At 71.5% G+C, this 26,307-nt stretch carries 15 protein-coding genes; 11 read left to right on the forward strand and 4 right to left on the reverse strand.

Annotated elements, in window-relative coordinates; genetic code table 11:
- Positions 1-270: 270 nt before the first annotated feature.
- The gene (locus OG524_RS35870) at positions 271-522 is read left to right on the forward strand and encodes a hypothetical protein (RefSeq protein ID WP_405808483.1); all 252 of its coding nucleotides are present in this window, start codon (positions 271-273) and stop codon (positions 520-522) included.
- Between the two features lie 270 nt (positions 523-792).
- On the opposite strand, the gene hisC is transcribed toward OG524_RS35870, so the two are convergent.
- The 3 genes from hisC to OG524_RS35885 form a co-directional block, all read right to left on the reverse strand.
- Positions 793-1,860: a histidinol-phosphate transaminase gene (gene hisC, locus OG524_RS35875; protein WP_405808481.1), complete on the reverse strand. Its 1,068-nt coding sequence runs from the start codon at positions 1,858-1,860 to the stop codon at positions 793-795.
- Positions 1,861-1,996: 136 nt separating this feature from the next.
- Positions 1,997-3,346: a 3-phosphoshikimate 1-carboxyvinyltransferase gene (gene aroA, locus OG524_RS35880; protein ID WP_405385886.1), complete on the reverse strand. Its 1,350-nt coding sequence runs from the start codon at positions 3,344-3,346 to the stop codon at positions 1,997-1,999.
- A gap of 723 nt (positions 3,347-4,069) precedes the next feature.
- Positions 4,070-4,573 carry a flavin reductase family protein gene (locus tag OG524_RS35885; protein WP_405385884.1) on the reverse strand — a complete coding sequence of 168 codons (504 nt, stop codon included), beginning with the start codon at positions 4,571-4,573 and terminating at the stop codon, positions 4,070-4,072.
- A gap of 854 nt (positions 4,574-5,427) precedes the next feature.
- Here OG524_RS35885 and OG524_RS35890 point away from each other — a divergent pair.
- The 8 genes from OG524_RS35890 to OG524_RS35925 all read left to right on the forward strand — a co-directional run bounded on the left by OG524_RS35890 (position 5,428) and on the right by OG524_RS35925 (position 13,316).
- On the forward strand, positions 5,428-6,669 hold the full coding sequence (locus OG524_RS35890; protein WP_405808478.1) for an acetyl-CoA carboxylase biotin carboxylase subunit family protein: 1,242 nt from the start codon (positions 5,428-5,430) through the stop codon (positions 6,667-6,669).
- A gap of 66 nt (positions 6,670-6,735) precedes the next feature.
- Complete coding sequence (locus OG524_RS35895) at positions 6,736-7,827, forward strand: DUF1611 domain-containing protein (protein ID WP_405385881.1); 1,092 nt, start codon at positions 6,736-6,738, stop codon at positions 7,825-7,827.
- 31 nt (positions 7,828-7,858) lie between these two features.
- On the forward strand, positions 7,859-9,175 hold the full coding sequence (locus OG524_RS35900) for an acetyl-CoA carboxylase biotin carboxylase subunit family protein (protein ID WP_405808476.1): 1,317 nt from the start codon (positions 7,859-7,861) through the stop codon (positions 9,173-9,175).
- 240 nt (positions 9,176-9,415) lie between these two features.
- The gene (locus OG524_RS35905; protein WP_405385877.1) at positions 9,416-10,165 is read left to right on the forward strand and encodes an iron-containing redox enzyme family protein; all 750 of its coding nucleotides are present in this window, start codon (positions 9,416-9,418) and stop codon (positions 10,163-10,165) included.
- Positions 10,162-10,302, forward strand: coding sequence for a hypothetical protein (locus OG524_RS35910; protein ID WP_405385875.1), 141 nt, complete (start codon positions 10,162-10,164; stop codon positions 10,300-10,302). Before OG524_RS35905 ends, OG524_RS35910 begins: the two co-directional genes overlap by 4 nt.
- A 96-nt stretch (positions 10,303-10,398) precedes the next feature.
- Positions 10,399-11,280: a phytanoyl-CoA dioxygenase family protein gene (locus OG524_RS35915; protein ID WP_405385873.1), complete on the forward strand. Its 882-nt coding sequence runs from the start codon at positions 10,399-10,401 to the stop codon at positions 11,278-11,280.
- A 7-nt stretch (positions 11,281-11,287) separates the two neighbouring features.
- Positions 11,288-12,154: a PhzF family phenazine biosynthesis protein gene (locus tag OG524_RS35920; RefSeq protein WP_405385871.1), complete on the forward strand. Its 867-nt coding sequence runs from the start codon at positions 11,288-11,290 to the stop codon at positions 12,152-12,154.
- A gap of 73 nt (positions 12,155-12,227) precedes the next feature.
- Positions 12,228-13,316 (forward strand): LLM class flavin-dependent oxidoreductase, encoded by a 1,089-nt coding sequence (locus OG524_RS35925; RefSeq protein ID WP_405385869.1) that lies wholly within the window; start codon positions 12,228-12,230, stop codon positions 13,314-13,316.
- Between the two features lie 10 nt (positions 13,317-13,326).
- Here OG524_RS35925 and OG524_RS35930 read toward each other — a convergent pair whose 3' ends face one another.
- Positions 13,327-13,782 (reverse strand): zinc ribbon domain-containing protein, encoded by a 456-nt coding sequence (locus OG524_RS35930; RefSeq protein WP_405393402.1) that lies wholly within the window; start codon positions 13,780-13,782, stop codon positions 13,327-13,329.
- A 17-nt stretch (positions 13,783-13,799) separates the two neighbouring features.
- Here OG524_RS35930 and OG524_RS35935 point away from each other — a divergent pair, with 17 nt between their 5' ends.
- Together OG524_RS35935 and OG524_RS35940 are read left to right on the forward strand one after the other, a co-directional pair.
- Positions 13,800-15,113, forward strand: a complete 1,314-nt coding sequence (locus tag OG524_RS35935; protein ID WP_405385867.1) for an MFS transporter — start codon at positions 13,800-13,802, stop codon at positions 15,111-15,113.
- 14 nt (positions 15,114-15,127) lie between these two features.
- Positions 15,128-26,239, forward strand: coding sequence for an amino acid adenylation domain-containing protein (locus OG524_RS35940; RefSeq protein ID WP_405808472.1), 11,112 nt, complete (start codon positions 15,128-15,130; stop codon positions 26,237-26,239).
- Positions 26,240-26,307 lie beyond the last annotated feature (68 nt).

Here is a 26,307-nt window from a genome sequence, read left to right on the forward strand (position 1 = left end):
GACCGCCGCCGCCCGGTGCACGATCCCCGAACACGCCTGCCTGCCCCCGCCGGGTTGTGCCTGACGAGGCAGGGGACCTGCCGTCCTGTACCGCTGCCGAAGGCAGGGGCATGGCATCCGCCGACGGGGTGTCCGGCGGCTACCTCCTGGCCGAGGCGTCCGGCGGCCGGCCGCGGGCGACGCCCGTCGCCACCGGCGGTGAAGCACCGATCGCCCTGGAGGCCCGCGCCATCCACGCGGGCGGGGGCACTCGCGACCCGTGTCGTGTCGATGCTCTGTCTCAAGCGGTTCCAGGACCCGGACCAAGGCGAGGACCCGGACCAAGGCGAGGACCAGGACCAGGGCGAGGACCAGGACCAGGACCAGGACCAGGGCGAGGACGAGAACCAGGACCAGGGCGAGGACCCGGACCAGGACCCGGACCCGGACCAGGACCAGGACCAGGGCGAGGACCAGGACCAGGACCAGGACCAGGGCGAGGACGAGAACCAGGACCAGGACCAGGGCGAGGGCGAGGGATGACAACGGACATGCGAAGCGGCTCTTCGGCACGTCCGTAAAGCCGGTCAACCGGCGAGGCGGGCAGCGCGCCCGGCCGGTACGCCTCGTGGGCCGCCGTGGCGAGGCGGTGAGCATGGAGGACTTCGGTGCACCGGCGCCCTTCCGGACGCCGCACGAGCAGTTCGGCCCGACCGCGCCGCGGCCACTGCCCGCTCCGGCCCCGACCGACGGACCCGGTCCGACCCGCCTTCTGCGCTCCCCTTCCGGGACGCGGGGTCCGCGACGGGGGCCTCACACCCGCCAGTCACCCGCGATCTTCAGCAGATGGTCGTTCTCCTCGGGAGTACCGATGGTGATCCGCACCCCCTCGTCGCCGAAGGGGCGCACCATGACTCCCGCCGCCTCGCACATGCCGGCGAACGCCCGCGTGTGCGAACCGAGGCGCAGCCAGACGAAGTTGGCCTGGCTGTCGGGAACGCTCAAGCCCGCGGCCCGCAGCGCACGGGTGACCCGGGCGCGCTCGGCCACCAAGGTCTGTACCCGCTCCAGCAGCTCGGGTCCCGCGTTCAGCGACGCCCGCGCGGCGGCCTGGGCGAGCCCGCTGACACCGAACGGCACGGCGCAGGCCCGCAGCGCGGCCGCGACCGGCGGATGCGCGACCGCGTAGCCGACACGCAGTCGCGCCAGCCCGTACGCCTTGGAGAAGGTGCGCAGAACGGCGACGTTGGGACGGTCGCGGTAGAACCCGATGCCGTCGGGTACATCGGTGTCGTCGACGAACTCGCGGTACGCCTCGTCGAGCACCACCAGCACGTGGCCGGGCACCCGGTCCAGGAAGCGCGTGAGCTCACCGCGGTGCACGGCCGTGCCGGTCGGGTTGTTGGGGTTGCACACGAGGATCAGGCGGGTGCGGTCCGTCACCGCATCGGCCATGGCCTCCAGATCGTGCCGCTCCTCACGCAGCGGAATCTGCACAGGAGTTGCCCCGGTGGCCCAGGTGAGCTGCGGGTACGCATCGAACGAGCGCCAGGCGAAGAGGACCTCGTCCCCTTCGCCGGCCGCGGCGCGCAACAGGTCCCGGGTGACCCCGAGGGATCCGGTGCCGGGCACGAGGTGCTCCGGGGGCACTGCGAGGACTGCGGACAGTTCCGCGACCAGTTCACTGTTCGTCGGATCGGGGTAGCGGTTGACGCGCCCCAGCTCCTCGCGCATCGCGGCGACGACCGACGGCAGCGGGGGATAGGGGTTCTCGTTCGATGACAGCTTGTCCACCAGGTCGCTGGGAGCACTCCGGCCGGGGACGTAGCGAGGCAACCCGGAGACATCGGCGCGCAGCCGGGGGGCAGGTGCAGGGGGCATCGACGGAACTTCCTGAATGGGGGACGCGGACGGTCGTGCGGGGGCGCCGTTCATCAGGGGCCCCGGGGCCCCGCGCCGCGACGCGACGGGGCGCGCGGGCCTGGGAACCAGCCCGCGCGCCCCGTCGCTGCCAGGGTCAGCCGACGGCCTCAGCGGGCGCCTTCACCTCTTCGACGGCCTCGGTTCGTACGCCTGCCTCGGCGAACTCCTCCAGGAAGGTGGGGAAGGACAGCCGGACGTCCTCGAAGCCCGAGAACCGGTTGGCGGACTGCATCCGCAGGCCTGCCACGAACAGCGACATGAAGATGCGGTGGTCGCCCCAACTGGACAGCGTCACTCCGCCGGGATACGTCCCCGCTCCGCGGACCTCGAAGCCGTCGCAGATCCCGTCGTCGTACAGAACCTCGATGTCCACGCCCGCGCGGGTCAGTTCGGCGGCCATGGCCTCGATGCGTGACGCCTTGTGGAAGCGGGTGAGGCGTCCGCCGGTCACCCGCAGGCTGCCCTGCACGTACGCCCCGAGGGCGGCGAGCGTGGGCACGATGTTGGGGCAGTCCCGCACATCCACCTCGAAGGTGCCGCGCAGGCTGCCCGGCGGGTTGTCGACGATCAGTGACGAGGTCTCCTGGTCGAAGGTGACGCTCACCCCGAGCTGCCGCAGGATCGGGACGATCGCGAACTCGCCCTGCATGCTGTCGCCGTACACGTTGCTCAGGACGGTCCGGCCCGGGAAGAGCGCGGCCGCGGCCAGCAGGTACGACGCCGAGGTGTAGTCCTCGCGCACGGTGACGTCCATGGCCTGGTAGGTGGAGGGCTCCACCTGGTAGTGACGCATGTCGTCCGACGCGGAGACCTTGATACCCGCGTCAGTCAGGCTCGCCAGCGTCTGCCGGATGTAGGACTGGGAATAGACCTCGCCCGTCACCTCGATCTCCACCGGGCCTTCGGCCAGCGGCGCGGCGAACAGGATGGCAGTGATGAACTGCGAGCTGATGTCGCCCGGGAGCCGGCAGGTGCCGCCCTTCAGGCCGCGTCCCCAGTTGATGACCGGGGCCTTGTTCTCGCTGACGATCGACTCGATGTCCGCGCCGAGTTCGCGCAGCGCCTCCAGCAGAGGCTCCATCACGCGGTTGCGCAGGGTCGCGTCGCCCGTCACCACGACCGGCGACGGCTGTACGGAAGCCAGCGCCGTCACGACGCGGAACACCAGACCCGAGCCGCGGGACTGGATGACCCGCCCGATGCGCGGGAACGACTGCCCGATGCCCTGGATCTCCAGGTACCCGTCGTGCTCGGTTATCTTGGCACCGAAGGCACGGCAGGCGTTCTTCATGGTCTCCGTCTCATCGCAACGGAGATCATTGAAAACTCGTGACGTGCCCTCGGCCAACGTGCCGGTCAGAATTGCCCGTTGCGTCTCCGGTTTCGAAGAAGGGACGCGGAACGTTCCGGAAAAAGAATCAACCGGATCAACCCTCAGCAGCATCCTCGTATCTCCTGTTTCCCATCATTCGCCGTCTGATGCTTTTGCAAGCGATGTCGCTTTGACGTCCGGGCCGGCGGTATCCACGGAGCGAGAACATGTCATCCCACCGCTTGGCGATTCGATGCCGGGCGGCAGTTCGGGGAAAGCCTCCTGGCGTGCACGGCAGCCCTCATCCGACGGTGGGGGCGCCCTATGAATTCTGTGTCCCGTGATGCGTGCGGGCAATAGGTCCATCTGCCCATGGCATTTCCGGCATAAAGGGGTCCGGACCCCCCTCGTGCCGCCGGGAGTGCTGCCACGCCGGCGGACAGGAGATAACCCTGGCCGGGGTGGGGGAGGGGGCGGTGGCCGGTGGGTGGGGCGTGGCGGGCAGCGCCCGAGGATTTTCCGGCACACCCGATCCACCCGGGCCACCGGGGGAATGGTCCGGAAGGCCGGCCGCGCGAGTGGAGCCGGCAAGGGGCCGGACGGGCCGTCGCGCCCTGCGGAGACCCTCGCTGCCGCAGGGGAGGACCGCCTCCCGGCTGGGCGCTGGCACCCGGGCGTGCCGGAAGGCTGAAGAGCGCCCTGCCGGCGCAGGCCGCAGGGCACGCGCCTGACGTGCCGGCCGTGGTCGCGGCAGGGGCTGCTCGTGCTGGTTCGTCGGCATCGTGCGGAGCGGTCCGCACGGGGCGGGGCAGCAGCCCGGGCCTGATGCTGCTGGGCATCCCGGCCGGCTTTCCCTCAGGCCAGGAACCGGAAGGACTGCTTGTAATAGACCATCGGGGCCCCCGCGTCCCCACCCAGGCGCGCACCCGCCACCCGGCCGATCAGGATCGTGTGGTCCCCGGCCGGATACCGGGCGTGCACCTCACAGTCCAGCTCGGCCAGTGCGCCCGCGACAGCCGGCAGCCCTCCGGGCGTGCGGGACAGGCCGTCCGATGCGAACTTGTCGGCACCTTTGGTCGCGAACTGCACTGCCAGCGGCTTGTGTTCGGTGCCCAGCACGCTCACCGCGAAGTGCTCGCAGGAAGTGAACGCCGCGTAGGAGTCGGCTGAGTTCGCCAGACAGACCAGGATCAGCGGCGGGCCCAGCGACACCGAACAGAACGAACTGGCCGTGAAGCCGCGCGGCACCCCGTCGTCGCCCAGAGTCGTCACGACCACGACCCCGGCTGCGAAACGGGCCATCGCAGCCCGGAAGTCCTCGGAGCTCGCCCGTCGTACCGTCTGCGTCGCTTCCGTCATGGCAGTACACCACCTGTCCTGCGAAATTCAGTCCGGTTTCGAAGCCCAGCTGCAGGGCGTGTCCACGCCGCACGCGGCACGGGCGATATCCGCGGAGCGAGTACACGACATCCCACCGCTCGGCGCCTCGATGTCGGGGCGGCAGTTCGGGGAAACCCTCCTGGCGCGCACGACAGCCCCTCCTCCGGCGGCGGGGGGCGCGATAGGGATTCTGTGTCCCGTGCGGGCCACGGGCAATAGGTCCATCTGCCCATGGCGTTCACGGCAGGAAAAGGGGGGGTCCGGGCCTCTTTGTGCCGCCGAGGTGCTCGGTGAATCACCCGGGCCGGCGGGCGGGCCGTCATCAACGCAGCGCACTCGTCAAAGGGGGGGCCCCCCGGGGAGGGGGTGTGCTCCTCCTTCCCGGCCCAGAGTCCGGCCCGGCCGGGAACGCGGCGGTGTGGAACCAGCAGGGCCGGTGTCCCGGCAGCCGCCGTCCGCGACCACCGTGGTCCTGGCCGACGGCGGCTTCGGCGCCGGACGGTTCCCTGGCTTGCGGCTGCGTCATCGGCGACCCGGTGGTCGGTCGGGCAGCACCCGGTCCTCCGGCGGCAGGCTCCAACGGCCGCCCCTGCGAAGGCTCGAGCACCAGCCCGGACAGCACGTGGCCGGGTGCCCGCAGCGCCGGGGCGCTGGGACGTAGGTCCTATTCTGACCAGGCCGGTCCCGTGCGAGGCTGAGGCAGCGCGATCAACACGTTGGGGGCCGTTCCCGGGATTCAGGTTCGGGTTCATTCTTCGGTTCCCAAAGGCCCGCCGCCGCCGTCAACCGGCCGGGCGCTTCCATGCCTCCTGTGAACCGTGAGGACGATATCCATGTCCGGCGCAATCCTGTTCTTGAACCGCTGGCCCTTGTACGAGGACGAGCGGCGCTGGGAGAACCGCCTCGCCGCTCCCGAGATCGTCTTCTGCCCTCAGACCGACCGCGTCACGTACATCTGCGACGAGGGCGGCCGCAGTGCCGTGCCCGCCGACGCCGAACGGGTCCACGTCGTGGCGGACTTCGGCGATCTGGAAGGTGTGCTGGGGACCGTCGACGCCGTCGTTCGCGACGAAGGCCCCTTCGACCACGTCATCGGCTTCTCCGAAATGCTCCTCGACCTCGCGGCGACCCTGCGCGAGCGGTACGGCATCCCGGGCTCCAGCACCGAGGAGACCTCCCGGTTCCGCGACAAGACCGTCATGAAGGAGACGCTGTCGCGGGCAGGCCTTCGCGTGCCGCGCTGGGCTTCCTGCCGCACCGAGGACCAGATCCTCGCGGCGGCCGAGGAGTTCGGCTACCCCGTGATCGTCAAACCGGTGCGAGGAGCCTCCAGCCAGGGTGTGCGCGAGATCGCCTCGGCCGGGGAACTGCGGGCCCTGTGCGCCGAACAGAGCCTGCACGACCTCGAGATCGAGGAGTTCGTACAGGGCGAGATCCTGCACGTCGACGGCGTCCTGGACGCCGCCGGCAAACCGCTGTTCCTGTGCACCTCGCGCTACGTCTCCACCTGCCTGGACTTCGAGCTCCTGGGTGAGCCGCTCGGCTCCGTCTTCCAGACGGACCCCGCGGTGCGCGGCCGCTGCGAGGACTTCGCCGTGCGCTGCCTGACCGCGCTCGGCCTGCGGAGCTCCGCCTTCCACCTCGAACTCTTCGACACCGGCGACGAGCTGGTGTTCCTGGAGGTCGGCGCCCGGGTGCCGGGCGCCGACGTGCCCTACGTCATCCACGACGTCCACGGCGTGAATCTCTTCCGGCTGTGGACCGACGTGCTGCTCGGCCGCCCGGTGGACCCGCCGCTCCCCGACCCGGAGCAGAGCGGCGGCTGGCTGATCATCCCAGGCCCCAGGCCGCTGCCCCAGAAGATCACCGAAGCCACCTCGCTGCTGGGTGAAGTCCCCTACGTGTACCGGGAACTGGTGCCCCGGGCGGGCGAGGTCCTGGTCTCCCGCCCCGGCTCGTACGCCACGCTCCAAGGAGGCCGCTTCCTTTTCCGGGGCGGCACCCAGGAACAGATCGAACAGGCCGTGAGCCAGGCACGGGCGCAGTACCGCCTGACGACCGAGCCCGTCCCGTAGACCGCCAGACCGCCCGAACCATCTCATGCCATCGGCAACCGAACCGTCGAATCCGTGGAGGAAGACGTGGATCAGAGCCACGCGAAGCTAGCCGACAAGAACTTCGTGCTGTTCGCCGAGGGGTGCTTCGGACTCTTCACCAGCAAGATCGCCGCCTCGCTGATCCGCTACCGCGGGGACCGCTGCGTCGCAGTGATCGACAGCCGCAAGGCCGGCCAGACCGTCCAGGACGTCCTCGGCTACGGCGGTGCGATCCCGATCGTCGGCCGCGTCGAGCACGCTCTGCACCTGCACCCCGAGGTCATGGTCATCGGCAAGGGCCTGCATTCCGTCGAGCTGCCCTCCGGGTGGAAGCCGCACATCCTCGCGGCCGTCGACAACGGCCTCCACCTGATCAACTCGATCCACTACCGCCTCGCCGACGACCCGGACATCGCCCGTGCCGTCCGTGACAAGGGCATCACCGTCTGGGAGACCAAGGACGCCCCGACCGTGCCGCTCAACAGGGCCCGCGTCCTGGACCTGGACACCTGGGTCGTCCACACCTGCGGCAGCGACTCCAACATCGGCAAGAAGACCGCCGCCCTGGAGATCTGGAAGGAGGCCAACCGCAGCGGCATCCCCACCGGTTTCGCCGCCACGGGTCAGAGCGGCATGCTGATCTCCGGCCACGGCATCGCGGTCGACGGCGTGGCCGGCGACTTCATGGGCGGCGCCGTCGAACAGGTCGTCATGGAGGCCGCCGCCGGCAACGAATGGGTCGTCGTCGAGGGCCAGGGCTCCCTCAACCACATCGGGTTCAGCGGCGTCGCCCTCGCCATCCTGCACGGCTCCCTGCCGCACGCCCTGGTCTTCTGTCACCGCCTGGGCGCCGAGCGCACCAAGGTCTGGGAGACGCCCATCATCCCCATCCCCGAGCTCATCCGCATGAACGAAGAGCTCACCGTCTTCGAACGGCCCGCCAAGGTCGCCGCCGTCAGCGTCAACAGCGTCGGCTTCACCGAGGAGGAGTACCGCCGCGAGGCCGAGAAGCTGGAGGCCGAAACCGGACTGCCTGTCGTCGACCCGGTCCGTGAGGGCGGCGCCGGCCGGCTCGTGGACATCCTGCGCGCCCACCAGCGCGAGACCGCCGGCCGGCAGCCGGTCCGGCAGCGCTGAGGGCGGCCCGGAACCCGGAGGAGATGCACAGATGAAGAGAGCAATCCTGCTCCTCATGCACCAAGGCAAGTCGTACACCGAGGAGATCGCCGCGGCCACCGCCGGGCTCGGCCTGCACCTGGTCGCCCTCAGCTCCCGGCCGCGCAAGCCGGGGGTCCTGCAGGAGAGCCGCCGCCACGTGGCGGACTGCGTGGTCACCGAGGAATCCGAACTGGGCTCCGGTGACGTCGACAAGGCCGTCCGCGAACTCGCCGACCGGGGCTACCGGGTCGAGGCCGCCCTCGCCACCTTCGAGGGCTACCGGCTCCTGATGGCCGAGCTCAACGAGCGGCTCGGCGCACGGGACTGCGCCGAACCCGCGTTGCGCCTGTGCCTGGACAAGTACGAACTGCGCCGCTACCTCTTCGCCGAGGGACTGAGCGAGGTCGGCGTCCACCGGATCACCCCCGGTGTGACACCCGAACTCGACCCGTCCACACGCTGGTTCGTCAAGCCGGTGCGCGGTGCCTCGTCCTTCGCGACCTTCGTCCTGGACAACATCGACGACCTCGCCGACCTGCCCGCGATCCAGGAGCAGATGCGCGCCGACCGGTCCATGAAGGCGATCTTCATGGACCGGTACGACTTCCTCGTCGAGGAGTACGTCGAGGGCCCGGAGTTCAGCTTCGAGACGTTCGTCCTCGACGGCCGGATCCACCACCTGTGCGTCCACGAGAAGGCCCGCGTGGAACGCCTGGAGCGGACCACCCTGGAGGGGATGTCGGTCAGCCCGCCCGTCAGCCTGGACCGTGACCTCGTCCTGGAGGGAGCCGACCACGTCACCCGCTGCCTCACCGCGCTGGCGGAGCACGGACTGACCGCCGGCGCCTTCCACATCGAGGTCAAGTACTGGAAGTCGAAGAAGCGCTGGGAGATCATCGAGATCAACCCGCGGATGGGCGGCAGCCTCATCAACGCCAGCGTCCAGACCGTCACCGGGCACTCCCTCCTCGACCTGTGGACCGAGTCCCTGCTGCTGCCCGACGGCGAGCGGGACGCCTTCCACGACCGGCTCACCCGCGCCTCCCAGGTGGAGGCCCTGCGCACCGGCGCGGCCACCCGGGCGACCGTGTTCCTCAGCAAGTACGGGGAGAAGGGGCGGACCGTCGACGCGATCCGCTTCGAGCCGCCCACCCGCCCGCCCCGCATCCTGCGCGTCCACGTGGCGCAGGGAACTCAACTCGAAGCTTCCGACCGGGGGATCTGCCTGATGGACGCCCTGTGGGACGTGGCGGCCGACGACCTCGACGCCGAGACCGACTTCCTCGACCGGCACGCCACGGACCATTTCCACGTCCGCTACCGCTGACCGCTGGCCGCGCCGGCCCGGTCCTGGACCGGACCCGCACGCGCGCGGCAGACCGAAGATCCGGGCCGCCCTCCCGCGGCCCGGCTGCGAGAACCCCGCCCGAACCCGGGGCCGCCGAGCAGATCACCGGCGACCCGTCCACCGCCGCGCCGGGCGGCACACCTTTCCGTGAACGCCCTCCCCTGCGAAACCCCCGCGAAGAACGCCTTGCCTGCGAACCCTCTTGTGAAGGAGAACGTGATGAACCGCGTGCAGAACACCGGGATCAACCACCCGAAGCCGTTCTACAACGAGGAGCAGAGCCGTCTGAAGAAGGCCGAGCTCGACCGCTACATGGACAAGAAGATGGCGGAGTGGAAGGACACCGTCCCCTTCGCGTCCCACCTGACCGAGCCCGAGCTCCACCAGGCGTACTACCGCCGCACCCTCATCGAGCACGTGTGGCGCATCCGCCTCTCCCGGGTCAGCCAGACCAAGGCCATCTACAAGATCGCCCAGGTCGCGCCCCGGGCCGCCCGCGACTACGCGCAGTACCAGGCCGACGAGATGCTCCACGACAAGCTGTACATCAGCGACGCCGCGGCCGCCGGCGTCACCGAGGAAGAGATCCTCGCCACGGAGCCCTACCTCTCCACCCGCCTCCTCGAGGGCTTCTTCTACTACACCCTGGAACACGAGTCGGCCCTCGCCCCGGTCGTCTCCAACTACCTGGTGGAGTACACCCAGGTCAAGCTCCAGCCGGCCATCGTCGAGAACCTCCAGAACCGTCTCGGCAAGGAGAACGTCAAGGGGCAGGCCGCCCACCTCCACGTCGACACCACCGAAGACCACTCCCAGGAGATGTGGGACATCCTCCACCAGCTGATCTTCAGCGAGGAGGACTTCCAGAAGGTCTTCAAGTACATCGACGACGTCCAGGAGATCCTCGCGCTGTTCTTCCGGGAGATCTACGAGGACACCTTCGCCAAGCGCGTCGAGGCCACCGTGTGACCCGCGAGGCATCCCGCACCGCCATGGCCGGCGAACCGTCCAAGGCAGGCGCCCACATCCGGCCGCGGTACGAGCGCGGGGTCCGCGACGGCTTCGAGGTACGCGGCAGGCCCACGTACCCCGGCGGCACCGACTGAGCCGCCGCAGGGCCGCCGGGCAGCCATCGCCCGGCGGCCCTCGTACGGACCCCACCCCACCGCACCCCCGCCGCCCAGCAGAGAGGAACCCCGCGCATGTCCGCACCCGACACGGCCGCGCTCGTCAAGGAGTACCAAGAGAACGGCTTCGCGGTCGCCGAGCGTCTCTTCGATCCGAGTGAAGTCGCCGAGCTCAACACCGCCATCACGCAGATCCTGGACGTCCCCGACATCGGCTCCGTCGCCGAAGTGGAGCCGGGCGACAACGGCATGGCCCGCCGGATCTGGTCGCCCACCAAACAGCACTCCGCGTTCGAGCGGGCCGCCGCCCACCCCGGACTGCTCGACCACGTCGAGGCACTCATCGGCCCCGACATCCTGTTCCACTACAGCAAGCTCCACCTCAAGGCCCCGCAGGTGGGCAGCGTCGTGGACTGGCACCAGGACTTCTCCTACTACCCCCACACCAACACCGACCTGGTGACGGCCCTCGTCTACCTCGACGACACCACCACCGAGAACTCCGCCCTCCAGGTCATCCCCGGCTCTCACCGGCGCGGCCTCGCCGACCACTACGTCGACGGCTACTTCCGCGGCAAGGTAGCGGGTGCCGGCGCCCCCGACCCGGCGCTCGCCGTGCCCATCGAGGCGCCCGCAGGCAGCGTGGTCTTCATCCACTGCCTGCTCCTGCACTACTCCTCCTCGAACAACTCCGACCGGTACCGCCGCGCCTTCCTGCCGGCCTACCGGGCAGCCGACGCCTACCCGATCCACTTCGGATCGCACGCCGGCCACAACGAGCCCGGAGTGCGGCTGCTGCGCGGCAGCGTGTCGGACACGGCACGCGTGGAAGCCGGGGCATGGCGTCTCCCGCTCGCGGAGCGCCCCTTCGGCTCGCTCTTCCAGCTCCAGGAGGGCGTCGACGAGACCGCGACTGCGGCGACCCCCGGGTACGCCACCCTGGAGGAGGCGAAGTGACAGCCCCATGAGCACGCCGGACGTGACGGTCGTCCGCGCCTGCCTGCGGGGCGGCGCGGGCGGCAGCCCCACGGCCGTCGTCCTGGAGGACGACGGCCACGGCCCGCTGCCGGGCGACGACGAGCGGCGCCGGATCCCCGTCGCACGGGGCACCTCGCACGCCGTGTACGTACGCCACGTCGGCGACACGACCGAGCTGCGCTTCTTCACCGCGGAAGGGGAACTGCCCGCCTGCGGTCACGGCACGGTCGCCGCCCTCGCCTTCCTCGCGGCACGGCACGGCGGTACCGGGCCCTACCGGGCCACCCTCCGTGCCGGGGGGCGCGTGTTCGCCGGGCGGGCCGAGCGTGACGGCGAACTGATCACCGCCGCCTTCGACCCCGGACCCGTCGACCTGCGCGAACCCACCGCACAGGAACGCGCCCTCGTTCTTCCGGCCCTCGGCCTCACACCGGACGAGGCCGCACGAGGCGGCGTCCGGATCGCCGGCGTGGGCCGCGAACGCATGCTGGTGCCGGTCCCCACCCGGACCGCGGTCGCCGCCCTGCGCCCGGACCTCGACCGCCTCAGGGCGGCCTGCGACCGGTTCGGCCTGATCGGCGCGTACGTCCACTCGAAACCCTCGCCCCAGGGCGCCCTCGCGGCCCGGATGTTCGCCCCTTCGATCGGCATTGCGGAAGACATCGCCAACGCCAACAGCACTGCCGCTCTCGCCGCACACCTGGCCGGCCGGGGCGTCGGCCGGATCGCCGTAGACATGGGCGACGCCCTCGGCAGCCCCGCCACCGTCACCGCCACGGCGGGAAAGGACCTGCGCGTCGAACTCGGCGGAACCGCACGGGTCCTGACGGAGCAAAACCAACAGACGTCTTGAAAGACCGGAAGGTGAGAACGTGGTCGTCAGTGGCTTGCCCAACCAACCGCAGTCAGACGCGAACGAGCTGAGAGTGCACTGGAACTCGCCGCTCAGCGGGCAGCAGAAGGCGTCGGGAAAATACCAGACCGGCCAGCTCGACTTCGACGGGATCGTCGACTTCGCGCAGGAAGCGGACAGCCTGGGAGTCGACTCGCTCCTCATGGGCATCGGCAACCACATGCCCGACCCGCTCCCGATGCTCGGCGCCCTGGTCCGCGAGACCAAACGCGTCAAGTTCCTCCTCGCCTACCGTCCCGGACTGCTCCCACCGACGCTCTTCGCCCAGGTGGTCAACACGGTCTCGTGGATGTCGGACGGGCGGATATCCCTCAACCTGGTCGCCGGAACCTCCCCGGTCGAGCAGGCGTACTACGGAGACTTCCTCGCCCACGACGAGCGCTACGCACGCTCCAACGAATTCCTGGACATCCTCCACCGGCTCTGGCGTGGTGAGACCCCGCTGTCCTACGAGGGCGACCACTACCGAGTCAAGGACGCGCAGGTCGGCCTGGGATACAAGGGCGGAAGCCGTCCCGAGATATACATCAGCGGGGCATCGGAGGTGGCACAGCAGACCGCCGTGGACCACGGCGACTGCTGGCTGCGGTACGGCGACACCCCCGAGGGAATGGCCGCGGCCGCGAAGCCCGTCCTGACGCAGGGCGGCCGCGTGGGAACCCGCATGCATGTGCTGGCGAGGGAGACCCGTGCGGAAGCGCTGGCGGATCTCGCCGATCTGATGCGCGATCCCGACGAAGAACACCGCAAGCGGATCGCGGATGCCGTGGCCTCCTCCGACTCCGTGGCAGTGAACACGTCCTTCCGGCTGGCCGAGTCCGCGGACTCCGACTGGCTTTCTCCCATGCTGTACTCCGGTGCCGTGGCATACCGCGGCGGGCCGGCCCTGTGCGTGGTGGGCAGCTACGAGGAAGTCGCGGCGTACCTCTACGAGTACAAGGCAGCCGGGATCAGCGAGTTCATCTTCTCCGGCTGGCCGACCCAGCAGGAGATGCGGATCTTCTACACCCGTGTACTGCCGCTGCTGCGCGAGCACGAACGCGCCGGGGCCGAAGGCATGAAGACCGGTCAGCTTCTCAGCCCTGGAGCACTGAGCTCGTAAGCCCGGCCCGTCAAGCCGCATCGCGCTCCCGACCGCCCCGGCGAACAGGGCGGTCACGGGTCGCATCCACCAACTCCGGGAGGTGTCGAGTCCCTTGTGGCCCGGGTCCGTTGACGAGAACCCACGCCGAGCGGGCACGACCGCGCACGCCGACCCCGGCGACGCGGCCGGCCCGCCCGGCGAGACCACATCGACGACGGCACAAGACGGCATCCCGGTCCGTGCGGCTGTTCCCCGCCGTGTGCCCGCACCCGGGGCACACGTGCGAGGTGCCGTGCGCGTCCACCCCGGCCACCGCCGCACCGGCCCGGCGAGCCGTCTGCCGGACATGCCCTTCCGGCCGGTGCGACCGCCAAGGGCAGTGCCTGGCCCGCTGCCCGCGAAGAGGCCCGCGAAAGGGCCCGCGAAAGGTCCCGCGAAAAGGCCCTGCCCCCTCACGGAAACCGCTCAGCCCTTCGAGGGCGATCGGGCGTCAGGTGCGTGATGGGGATTTCAGCGGAGCAGGCCCTGCGAGGCCGACCGGCCCCGACCGGATGGCGCGTCCGGGCCCTGGTGGCCGGCTACTCCGTGTCCGCCTACGGGAACTTCCTCAACCTGATCGCCCTGAGCCTGTTCACGTACCAGATCGCGGGCACCGCCCTCGGCATCGGCGCGGTGATGGCGCTCCGGCTGTTCTCCGGCGTACTGGCCGGCCTGGGTGCGGGCGCGATCACCACGGCCCTGGGCCGTCGCACGGTGATGATCGGCGCCGATGCGGCGCAGGCTGCCGCGATGACGGTGCTCGCGCTCAGCGCCCGCGACCCCTCGCTCGCCCTGCTCCTGGGCGCGGTCGTCGTGCTCGGCGCGGGCAACACCTTGTTCACCGTGGCGCTGCGCAGCGCCGTGCCGGTGATCGTGGGCCATGACGAACGGACGCGGACCAACGGGCTGCTGGTGACCGCACGTTCATTCGCCACCGTTCTGGGCTTCGCCTCGGCCGCGGGAATCATCGCCTTCGGTGGACACGGCCTCGCGTTCGCGGTCAACGGGGCCAGCTTCGTGGTGTCGGCCGCGGCGGTACTGGCACTGCGGCTGCCCACCGCTGCCGATGCGGATACCGACACCGGCGCAGCCGCTGAGCCGGCACCGCCGCAGCCGGTCCCGAAGCGGCCGCCGGGCGTCCGCGCCGGACGCCTGCTCGCAGGAATTCCGGGACTGCTGCTCGGGATGCTGCTGCTGCGGGGCACCGACGCGTTCGCCTCCTCCTCCCACAACGTGGCCCTGCCGATGGTGGCCGGCCTCAGGTCCCCGGACAATCCCGCACTGTTCATGACCGAGTTCTGGGTCGCCTGGGCCGTGGGCACCGCCCTGTCCCCCCAGCTGCTGAAGCGTCTACGCGGCGAGAAGGCGCACGACGCGCGGGTATTCGCGCTCGGCACCGGCCTCATGTCGATCTCGTTCGTGCTCGCCTTCACCGGGCTCCCCCTGCCCGCCCTGATCGGCGCGGCCCTCGCGGCGGGGCTCGCCGACGGCTGCACCGAGATCGTGTACGTCTCACGCCTGCAGGCCGCGCCGGAGCCGGAGCGCAGCCGGCTGTTCGGCCTGTCGGCCTCCGCGGAAACGGCCGGATTCAGCCTCGGAATGCTCGGCGCCGCGGCTGCACTGGAGGGCTTTCCCGCCCTCACCGTCGTCGCCGCATTCCACGGCACCGCCCTGAGCGGGGCGCTGGCCCTCTCGCTGTACGCCGCCGTGCGCCGCCACGGTGGCCTCCGGCCGCACCACCGACCGTCCTGGTTCCAAGGCCACACCGATCGCTGAAGAAGGGGACACACATGGCACGCGTACGGGGGCAGGCCCTCTGCCGAGGGCCTGAGCCGGAGCTCACCGCGAAGGACCCTCGCGACGCGGTCCAGGCCCTGCTGCGGGCCGCGGCCGCCGCAGACGGGGCGGGAGTGGTCACGGTGGGGCCGCAGGACTCGGCCGCCACCCTCACCTACCCCCAACTCCTGCACCTCGCACAACGGTTCGTGACCGGACTGCACACACACGGGGTGCGGCCGGGGGACACCGTGGTCCTGTGCGGGCTCCCGCTCGCCGAGTTCTTCCCGGCCTTCTGGGCCTGTGTCCTGGCCGGGGCCGTGCCCGTGTCCGTCTGCGACCCGCCCACCGCCGGCTCGGCGGCCCTGCAACGGCTGCGGCACACCCGCGCGTTACTGAACCATCCCCTCGTCGTCACCGACGCCCCCGGTGCGGCCGCCCTCGCGCGCGCCGAACCTGACGGGCCGGTGGCGATCGCAGCCCACTGGGCACAACACCCGCCGACGTACGAGCACCATGTGCCCCAGGCCTCGGACACCGCGCTCCTCATGCTCTCCTCCGGCAGCACGGGCCCGCCCAAGGCGGCGCGGCTCACCCACGCCGGACTCGCCGACTTCGCGGCCGGCGCCCGCCGGATCCTGCCGGTACGAACCGGCGACACCTTCGTCAACTGGCTGCCGGTGGACCACAGCGGGGCATTCCTGCTCTACCACGTACTCCCGGTCTTCGCAGGCTGCACGAATGTGCACGCACCGACCCGAACGGTGCTGACCGACCCGCTGCGCTGGCTCGACCTGCTCCACGAGCACCGCGCCCAGCACGGCTGGGCGCCCACCTTCGCGTACCAAATGGTCGCGGACGCACTGACCGGACAACCCGACAGGAAGTGGGACCTGAGCGCCCTGACCTCGCTGGTGTGCGGCGGTGAGCAGATCGTCCTGCCGGCCCTTCGGGCCTTCCTCGACGCCACCTCGGCCTTCGGCGTCCGCGAGGACCACCTCGTCCCCGCCTGGGGCATGGCCGAGACCGTCACCGCGATCACCTACGGCCGCCTCGACCGGCCCGGAACCGTGCACCGCCTCGTCAAAACCAGTCTCGGCGGCGAACTGCTGAGCGCCGACGACGACACCCCGGACGACCAGTGCGTCACCTTCGTCGCCGCCGGATCACCCGCCCACGGCACGACCCTGCGCATCGTCGACAGCCACGGGCAACCACAGCCCGGCGGCAGGATCGGACGGCTGCAGGTACACGCGCCGGCCCGCCTGACACCGGGGTACATCGACAACCCGGACGCCGATGCCGCCGCCTACCCACAGGGCCACGACTGGCTGGACACCGGCGACCTGGCGTTCCTCGCCCAGGACCAGGTCGTCATCACCGGCCGCCGCAAAGACGTCATCATCCTCAACGGGCACAACGTCTACGCCCACGAGGTCGAGACCGTCGCGACGGCGGTGACCGGGGTGCACGCGGGTGAGGTGGCCGCCTGCGGGATACCCGACGCCGACCGGGGCACGGAGCAGCTCGCCGTGTTCTTCGTCGGCCACGGCGCGAAGGACGACGCCCGCGTCGCACGGCAGGTGCAGGCAGAGCTGTTCACACGCCTGGGCCTGACCGCCGCACATGTACTGCCCGTCGCGCGGGCCGAGTTCCCCCGCACGCCCGCCGGCAAAGTACGGCGCGGCGAACTGCGCGACCGGTTCCTCGCAACACACCCGGGCCCCGGCGAGTGCGGCGTTCCCAGCAGCGACGACACACCGGGCGACGACGTCGGGCGCACGGTGCGTGAGGAACTGGCCACCGTCCTCGGCCGCCCCGCCGGGGCACACACACCCTTCTACGAACTCGGCCTGACATCCGTGCAACTGGTGCGCCTGCGAGGGCGCCTCGAAGAGCGCCTGGGCCGGGGGATGGCCCAGACCGACCTGTTCGAACACCCCACGGCAGCCGCGCTCACCGCACACCTCTGCGCGGCCCGGGAACTCCCGGCGCAGGCGGACCGCAACAGCGGCGAGGACACGGACCGGCGGGTCGCGGTCATCGGCATGGCGCTGCGCTTTCCCGGGGCCGACTCACCCGAGGGATTCTGGCGCAACCTGCGCGACGGCGTCGACTGCCTCACCGTCTTCGACCAGGACCAACTGGCAGCCGCGGGCCTCACCCCCGAACAGGCGAAGGCTCCCGACCGCGTCCCCGTCGCCGGAGTCCTCGACAAGGCGCTGGACTTCGACTCCGACCACTTCGCACTCAGCCCCAAGGAAGCCCGGCTCACGCACCCGGCACACCGCCTCTTCCTGGAGTGCTGCCACCGGGCGCTGGAGGACGGCGGCTACGCGGGCACCCGGCAGAACACCAGAATCGGCGTGTTCGCCGGCACCGGCATGCACCTCTACGACCACCAGCAGGACGCACCCCCCACCTACGGCCGGCACCACGAGCACGACGACGCCGACCCCGTCACCGGCATGCAGCGCACGATCGGGCAACAGCCGGACTTCGTCGCCTCCCGGGTCGCCTACCGGCTCGGCCTCACCGGACCCGCCATCGGCGTACAGACGGCCTGCTCCACCTCACTGGTCGCCGTACACCTGGCCGCACAGGCACTGCTGACCGGTGACGCCGACATGGCCCTCGCCGGTGCCGCCGCCGTGCACCTGCCCCAGGAGACCGGCTACCGCGCTCACCCCGGCTCGGTCCTGTCCCCCTCCGGGCGCTGCCGCGCCTTCGACGCGGACGCCGACGGCACCGTGGGCGGCAACGGGGTGGCGGCCGTGCTCCTCAAGCGCCTGGACCGGGCGCTGGCCGACGGGGACACGGTGCACGCGGTGATCCTCGGCTCGGCTGTCAACAACGACGGCGCACAGAAGGCCGGCTTCACCGCACCCGGCGTGGCCGGACAGGTGGCCGTCGTCCGTGAGGCGCTGCGCCGGGCCGCTGTCCCGGCCGACACCCTCACCTATGTGGAGGCGCACGGCACCGGCACACCGCTGGGAGACCCCGTCGAGTTCGAGGCGCTGCGCCGAGCGCTCGCACAGGACACCGCCCAGACCGGGTTCTGCACGGTGGGCTCGGTGAAGCCCGCCGTTGGACACCTCGACAGCTGCGCCGGCATGGCAGGCCTGATCAAGACGGTCCTGATGCTGCGACACCGCACCCTGGTACCGACCCTGCACCTGAACGAGCCCAACCCCCAACTGCTCCTGAACGGCGGACCCCTGCGCCTGGGCACCGAACTGCAGCCATGGTCCGTGCCCGCCGGGACGCCCCGTCGGGCGGGAGTCAGCGCGCTCGGCGTGGGCGGCACCAACGCCCACGTCATCCTCGAGGAAGCCCCGGCACGCCGCCCCCCGCCCGCACCCGACCGGCCCGTGCTCGTCCCCCTTGCGGCGCGCGACACCGAAGCCCTGCGGGAGCTGACCGGGAACATCCGCGCCCACCTGCGGACCTCACCGGACACGGCCGCCGCCGACGTGGCGGCCACGCTGGGGCGCGGCCGCCCCCACCCCACCGCCCGCCTTGCCGTGGTGGGCACCGACACCGGGGAACTCGCGCGGGCCCTGGAGCAGGAGCCGCCCGCCCCCGCACCGTCCGGGCCCCTGGCCTTCGCCTTCCCCGGCCAGGGCAGCACTCGCGCCGGCATGGCCCGGGGAATCCACGCCGGGTTCACCGAAGCCCGTTCGGTGCTGGAGCGCTGCGAGCACATCTACGCCCAGGAGTTCGACGGCACCCTCATGCCGATGCTGCTCGGTGAGGCCGGTGAGGCCGGTGAGGCCGGTGATGCGGATGATGCCGCAGACCGGGTCTGGCCCACCGAGGTCGCCCAACCCGTCCTGTTCGCCCACCAGGCGGCGCTGCTCGCGCTCTGGCAGGCCTGCGGCGTGCGGCCCGCCGTGCTGCTCGGCCACAGTGCCGGCGAGTACGCGGCGCTGTACGCGGCCGGAGCGTTCACCCTCGAGGACGGCCTGCGCCTCACCGCCCGGCGCGGCCGCCTGATGCATCGCGCGTGCCCGCCCGGCGGAATGCTCGCCGTCCACACCGACCGGGCGACCGCCGAACGCGTCGCCGCGGCAGCGGGCCTCGACGTGGCAGCGGTCAACGGGCCCCGCTCGCACGTCCTGTCGGGGACGCCCGCAGCCCTCGCCGAGGCCGGGCACCTGCTCGACCGCGACGGCATCGGCCACCGCACCCTCCCGGTCGACCGGGCCTTCCACTCGGCCGCCCTCGACACCGCGCTGACCGACTTCCGCACCTGTGCCGAGGAGGTCGCCTACGCACCTGTGCGTGTGCCCTTCGTCAGCGGCCTTGACGGCGAGGTGCGCCCCGCGGGCTGGACCGTCGATGCCCGCTACCTGTGCGCCCAGGCCCGGCAGCCGGTCCGCTTCGACCTGGCCATGGCCACGGCGGCGGACCTGGCCCGGGGCGGCTTCGTCGAAATCGGCGCCGGAAACACGCTCAGAGGCCTGGGCCGGCACCACATCCCCGCAAGCCGCTGGCTGGGCGCCCAAGGCACGGGCGACGACGCCACCGGACAACAGCGCGGCGTCCTGCACTCGCTCGGCGAGCTGTACCGCGCCGGGGCGGACCTGGACTGGGAGGTCCTCGCACGCGGCGGAGGCAGGATTCCACTGCCCGGGCACCCGCTGCGACGCCGCACGATCGCGCCTCCCGAGCAAGGGCCGCAGCGCGCCACCGGCCCGGTCGACTCCCCCCAGGAGCCGCCTGCGATCCAGACCCCCGTCGCCCCCGAAGCCCTCGTGGCTCCCGTCGCCTCCGTGGCTCCTGCCGACCCTCCCCACACCACGTTGGACGAGGCCGAACTGCTCACCGAGATAAGGGAGCTGACCGCAAACAATCTGGGCGCCGGCCTCGCGGACATCCGCCCGGACCGCTCCTTCCTCGAGCAGGGCGCCGACTCACTCGCCCTGATGGGGGCGGCCGCGGACCTGGAACGCCGCTATGGCGTGCGCCTTCCCGTCCGGGAGTTCTTCGAGGCGGCGGACACGCCGCGCAAGCTCGCCGAGCGCCTGGCCCAGATGGGCGCCCAGGTGACCGGACGACCGCCGCACGCCGCTTCGGGGCCTGCACCACAACCCGCGCCGCACGGCGAACCTGTGCCGCAGGGCGAGCCTGCCCACCTCGACGTTCCCACCCCCCACCCCCGCCCCGCCTCGGCACCGCCCCGCGCACCCTCCCTCGCAGCGTCATCACTGCCGGAGCCGCAGACCACACCCGGCCCCGCACCGGCCTTCGCTACGCCGGACACGCCACTGGCCGTACGCGACCTGTTCGCCCAGCAGCTGGAGCTCACCCGGCACCTGGTCGACCAGGTGACCGGCGTCATCAACCGGCAGATCGACGCCCTGACCCCCGCCGACCCACCGCCGCACACGATGCCCGCCGCCCCGCCGAAGACCGAGGCAGCACCCTCCAAGCCGGCAACCGCCCCCGCCACCACGCCGGCCGGGACAGCACCCCCTTCCACCACGGTGACCACCCCCGCCACCGCGCCGCTCACCCCGGCACCCGGCCCCGCACAGCAGCCGGCCCCCGCACCGTCCACCGGCCCCGCACCACCACCCGCCACCGCCACCGCCGCCGTCGACTTCAGCCTCTACTTCTTCGGCGACTACCCCGACGACGCCGCCCAGGACAAATACGCCCTGATCATGCAGGCGTCCGAGTACGCCGACCAGCACGACTTCCACGCCCTGTGGCTCCCCGAGCGGCACTTCAACTCCTTCGGCGCACTCTTCCCCAACCCCTCCGTCCTCGCCGCCGCCCTGGCGGCCCGTACCCGCCGCATCCGGCTGCACGCCGGGTCCGTCGTCCTGCCGCTGCACCACCCGGTCCGGGTCGCCGAGGAATGGTCGGTGGTCGACAACATCTCCGGCGGCCGGGCGGGCCTGTGCTTCGCCGGCGGCTGGCACGCCACCGACTTCGCACTCGCCCCGGACGCCTTCGGGCGCCACCGCGAGCTGATGTACGAACAGGCGGACACCGTACGCCGGCTGTGGTCCGGCCAGCCGCTCACCCTGACCGGCGGCGACGGCAAGCCCGTCGACGTCACGCTGCACCCCAAACCCCTCCAGGAACAACCACCCCTGTACGCCGCGGTGGTATCAAACCCCGACAGCTACCGGCGGGCCGCCGCCCACGACCTGGGCATCGTCACCAACCTGATGGCGCAGACGGTGGAACAGCTGGCAGAGAACATCGCCCTGTACCGCCGCACCCGCGCCGAGCACGGCCTCGACCCGGCCGCAGGCCGCGTCGTCGTGCTGGCCCACACCTACCTGGGCCCGGACGCAGCCCAGGCACGGGCCGAGGCCTACCGCCCCTTCGTGTCCTACCTGCGCTCCTCGCTGTCCCTGTTCAACCAGGTGACCAACAGCCTCGGCCTCGACGTGGACCTCGCGAACACCCCCGAGCAGGACGTGGAGTACCTGCTCGGCCGCGCCTACGAGCGCTACTGCGCCTCGCGTGCCCTGATCGGCGACGAGTCGACGGCCGCCGAGACGGTGGCCCGCCTGGTGGCGGCGGGTGCGGACGAGATCGCCTGCTTCGTCGACTTCGGCGTGCCCGCACAGCAGGTCCTGGCCGCCCTGCCACTGATCGACCGTCTGCGCCGACGACAGCACCTGCCCCCCGAACGCCAGGCGCAGGACGACCTGGGCGAGCGCGGACCGCTCACCCCGGCCCAGCGCCGCATCTGGTTCCTGGAACAGCTGCACCCCGGCACCCGCATGTACCACGAGCCCAAAGCGATCCGCCTGGACGGGCCGCTGAACACCGAGGCACTGGGCCTGGCTCTGCAACAGGTCGCCGACCGCCACCCCGCGCTGCGGACCGTCTTCCGTGAGGCGGACGGCGTCCCCTACCGGCAGGTGCTGCCCCGCATGACACTCGACTGCCCCGTCGAGGACCACTCCGGGACGGGCGAGAACGAGGCACTCCGGGCAGTGTCGGCCACCGAAGGACGACGCGTCCTCGACCTGAGCGAGGGCCCCCTCCTATCGGCCAGGCTGCTGCGCCTGGCCCCCGAGCGGCACCTGCTGTTCCTGCTCGCCCACCACATCACCTTCGACTCGTCCTCCACCCAGGTACTCGCCCGCGACCTCGCCGCGTACTACCGCGCCCGGCCCGACGGCCAACCCCGACTCCCCGAACTGCGCAACACCATCCCCCTCACCTCCGACCCGGCGGCGACCGCCGCGAGCCTCGACTTCTGGCGGCGCGAACTCACCGGCACACCGGATCTGGAACTGCCCACCGACCGGCCACGCCCGCCGGTACGCACCGGTGAGGGAGCGAGCCTGTCCCACGCGCTGGACGCCGAACTCATGGAACGCATACGCCAGACGGCCGCCACCCACCGGGCCACCGTGTTCATGGCGCTGACCGGTGCGATCGGCGCCGTACTGGGCCGCTTCGCAGGCCAGTGCCACTTCGTGCTCGGCACCGCCGTCGCCGCCCGGCCCGAGGACGCCGAGCACACCATCGGGCTCTTCCTCGACACGGTTCCGCTCCGCCTGGACCTGAGCGGCGACCCGGACTTCGCGACCCTTCTCCACCGCGTCCGCGACACCAGCACGGCGGCGTACGAACACCGCGACCTGCCCTTCGACACCCTGGTCGAAGCGCTGGCCCCGCGCCGCGACCCGGGCCGCAACCCCCTGTTCCAGGTCATGGTCGAGTACGAACGCGAGGGCGAGGCCGACTTCGACCCGCCCAGCCTGACCGCCACGCTCCTGGACGTACCGAGCGAACGAGCCCCTTTCGACCTCAGCATCTACCTGACACACCACCGCGAAGGCCTGCGGTTCATGGTCGAGTACGACACCGCGCTCTTCGACCAGGCCACCGTGCACCGGTTCGTCCAGTACGTGGAGCAGCTGCTGCGCCGGGCCCTGGACGCCCCCGGCGTCCCGGTCGCCGAACTGGCCACCCCCACAGCCGCCGATCGCTCCGTGCTCGCACGGTGGGGCGGCTTCCACGAAGAGGCGCCCACCGGCCCGGACACCCTGCACGGCCTCTTCGAGGAGCAGGCCCGGCGCACACCGCAAGCCCCCGCGCTCATCCACGACGAACTGACCCTCCCGTACGGGGAGCTGGACGCCCGCGCCCATCGCCTCGCCCACCAGCTCCGGCAGCGGGGCGCGGGCCGGGGCGAGCGCGTGGCGATCCTGCTGCCGCGCGGCCCCGAGCTGATCACCGCGCTGCTCGCCGTCCTCAAGAGCGGAGCCGCCTACGTTCCGCTGGACCCGTCCGCGCCGACACCCCGGCTGAACGGACTCCTCGACGACAGCCTCCCGGTCCTCCTGCTCACCGGCGCGGCCACGCTCGAACGGCACCCGACGCTGGCCACCCCGACCACCCTGCTCATGGAGAACCTCGACACGTCCGCGCCCCTTCCGGACACCTCGCCGGCCGGCGAGGTACGGGCCGAGGACCCCGCGTACTGCATCTATACCTCCGGCTCCACCGGCCGGCCCAAGGGCGTGATCGTCCCGCATCGCGGCCCGGCCGCCCTCATCCGCAGCCAGCTGGCGCGGCACCTACCGCTGCGCACCCTGCAGTGGACCTCGCCCGCCTTCGACATCAGCGTCCAGGAGATCTTCACGACCCTCGCCTGCGGGGCTGCCCTCGTCCTCATCGACGACGAGGTGCGCCACGACCCGCAGGCGCTCACCCGGACCGCGCGCCGCCACGCGGTGCAGCGGCTCTTCATGCCCTGCACCCCGCTGCGCTACCTGATGGACACCGGGCCCGAACTGCCCGCCCTGCGCGAGGTGTTGCACTGCGGAGAGGCGCTGCAGCTCACTCCGGCGCTGCGCCGCTTCCTGGCCGCCCACCCGCAGTGCTCCTTGTACAACCAGTACGGCCCCACCGAAACGTCGATCATCGTCACCTCGCACCGGGTCGTGCCCGCCCAGGAACAGTGGCCGCCGATCGGGACACCGGTGCCCGGGGCGCACATCCAGCTCCTGGCTCCGGACGGGCGTGAGGTGCCGGTGGGTGCGATCGGCGAGATCCACGTGGGCGGCACACCCCTCGCACACGGCTACCACGGCCTCCCCCAGGAGACGGCGGCCCGCTTCGTCGACCACGGAGCCGGAACGGTGCGCTACCGCACGGGTGACCTGGCCCGCTGGCGCCCGGACGGCACGCTGGAGTACCGGGGCCGCGTCGACGACCAGGTCAAGATCCGCGGACACCGGGTCGAACCCCGTGAGGTACAGGGGGTGCTGAGCGCACTGCCCGGGGTCCGCGACGCGGCCGTGGTGCCGCGACGGGACACGCACGGCGACATGGAACTCGTCGCCTACGTCGTCCCGCGGCGCGCCGGGAACGGCGACAGCACCAGCCTGGCGCAGCTGAGGGCCGCGCTGGCCGACGAACTGCCCGACCACCTCGTCCCCGGCCGCTGGGTCGCGCTGGAGCGGCTGCCGGTCAGCACATCCGGCAAACTCGACCGAAGCCGCCTCCCGGAGCCCCGCGCGGCCGACACCCCGCACACGGCGGGCGCCGAGCCCACCACCGTTGTGGAGAAGTCCCTGCACGAGCTGTGGTGCACGGAACTGGGCACCCGGTCGCTGCCCGTGGACCGTTCCTTCTTCCAGCTGGGCGGCCACTCACTCAGCGCGATCCGCCTGCTGCACCGCATGGCCGACGAGCTGGACGTGCGGCTGTCGATGGCGGACTTCTTCCGCAACCCGACGATCAGGGCACTGGCGGCGCGGGCCGAGAACAGCGACACGGCGGACAACGGCACAGCCCCGGCAGCGGTCGTCGCCGTCACCCCGATGACCTCGAGCCTGCGCCGGCTGTGGCGGCGCCACCACGAACGCGGCGACCCCTGCGTCTACAACGTGACGCACCGCGTCGACCTGCGAGGCGAGCTGGACACCAACCACCTGACGCGGGCACTGGAAGCTCTGGTCGCCCGGCACGACGCGCTGCGCAGCCGGTGCGTCCAACGGGACGGGGACCACCTCATCGAGGTGCTGGCCGAGGTGCCCGTAGAGGTGCCGGTCGCCGATCTGACCGCGTACGCCACAAACGAGGACGGCCTCGCACGCTGGTGCCGGGGCGAGGCGTCCCGGCCCTTCGCCATGGACCACGCCCCGCTGTTCCGCTTCCGCACGGCCCGGGTCGCCGCGGACCGCTGGATCCTGCTGGCCGTGCTGCACCACGGAATATGCGACGGCTGGTCGATGAACGTGCTGTGGCAGGAACTGCAGGAGCTGTACAACGCCGCCTGCCGTGGCACCCATGCGGAACTCCCACCGCCCTCGGCACAGTTCACGGACCTGGCGCGCGCCGAACACGACCTCCCCGCGCAGCGGCGCCGCCACCTGCAGGAGTACTGGAGCCGTGAACTCGACGGCGCCCCGCTGAGGTTGAACCTGCCCTACGACCACCCCCGCCCTCCCACCCTGTCGGGGCACGGCGCCCTGCACACCCACACCCTCGACCCCCGCACGGCCGCGCAGGTCGCCGAGGCGGCGGCCGGCCTGGGCACCACCCCGTACACCATCTGGGCAGCCGCCTTCGCCGCCTGGGTCGCGCGCCGGTGCGACTGCCCCGACGACGTGGTCCTTCCGGCATCCAGCGCCAACCGCGCCCGAGCGGGCCGCGAGGGGGCCGTCGGCTTCATCGGCGACACCGTCCTCCTGCGTGCCCGTGTCGGCGACGCCGCCACATTCGCAGATCTGGTGGACCAGTTGGGTTCCACACTCTTCGCGGCGCTCGACCACCAGGACCTGCCGCTGAGCGAGGTGGCAGGGCTGCTGGACGCCCGCCTGGCCGCCGAACTCTTCCCCACCATGCTGTTCACCGTGGTCACCGCCCAGCCGCCCGCCCTTAACCTGTACCGCCTGACGGCGACGATCAGCGGTGTCTCCGTACACGCGTCCGCCCGCAACGAGCTGTACGTGGTCGTACACCCCGGTCCGGAGCGGACGACGCTCACGTTCGAGTACTCGACCGACCTCTTCGAGCCCTCCACGATCGAGACCTGGGCATCCGACTTCGCCCGGATCCTGGCGCGGGCGACGGCCGACCCGTCAGCCCTCATCGCATCGCTGGGCAGCTCAGACCAGGCCGGCCAGGTCACCGGGTGAGTGGCGGGTTCCCGGCGTGGAGCCAAGGAGATCGTCGGCACAGGCAGTCGTTCAGGACATGTCGAACC

This window comes from Streptomyces sp. NBC_01520, assembly GCF_045040375.1.
Classification (GTDB): domain Bacteria; phylum Actinomycetota; class Actinomycetes; order Streptomycetales; family Streptomycetaceae; genus Streptomyces.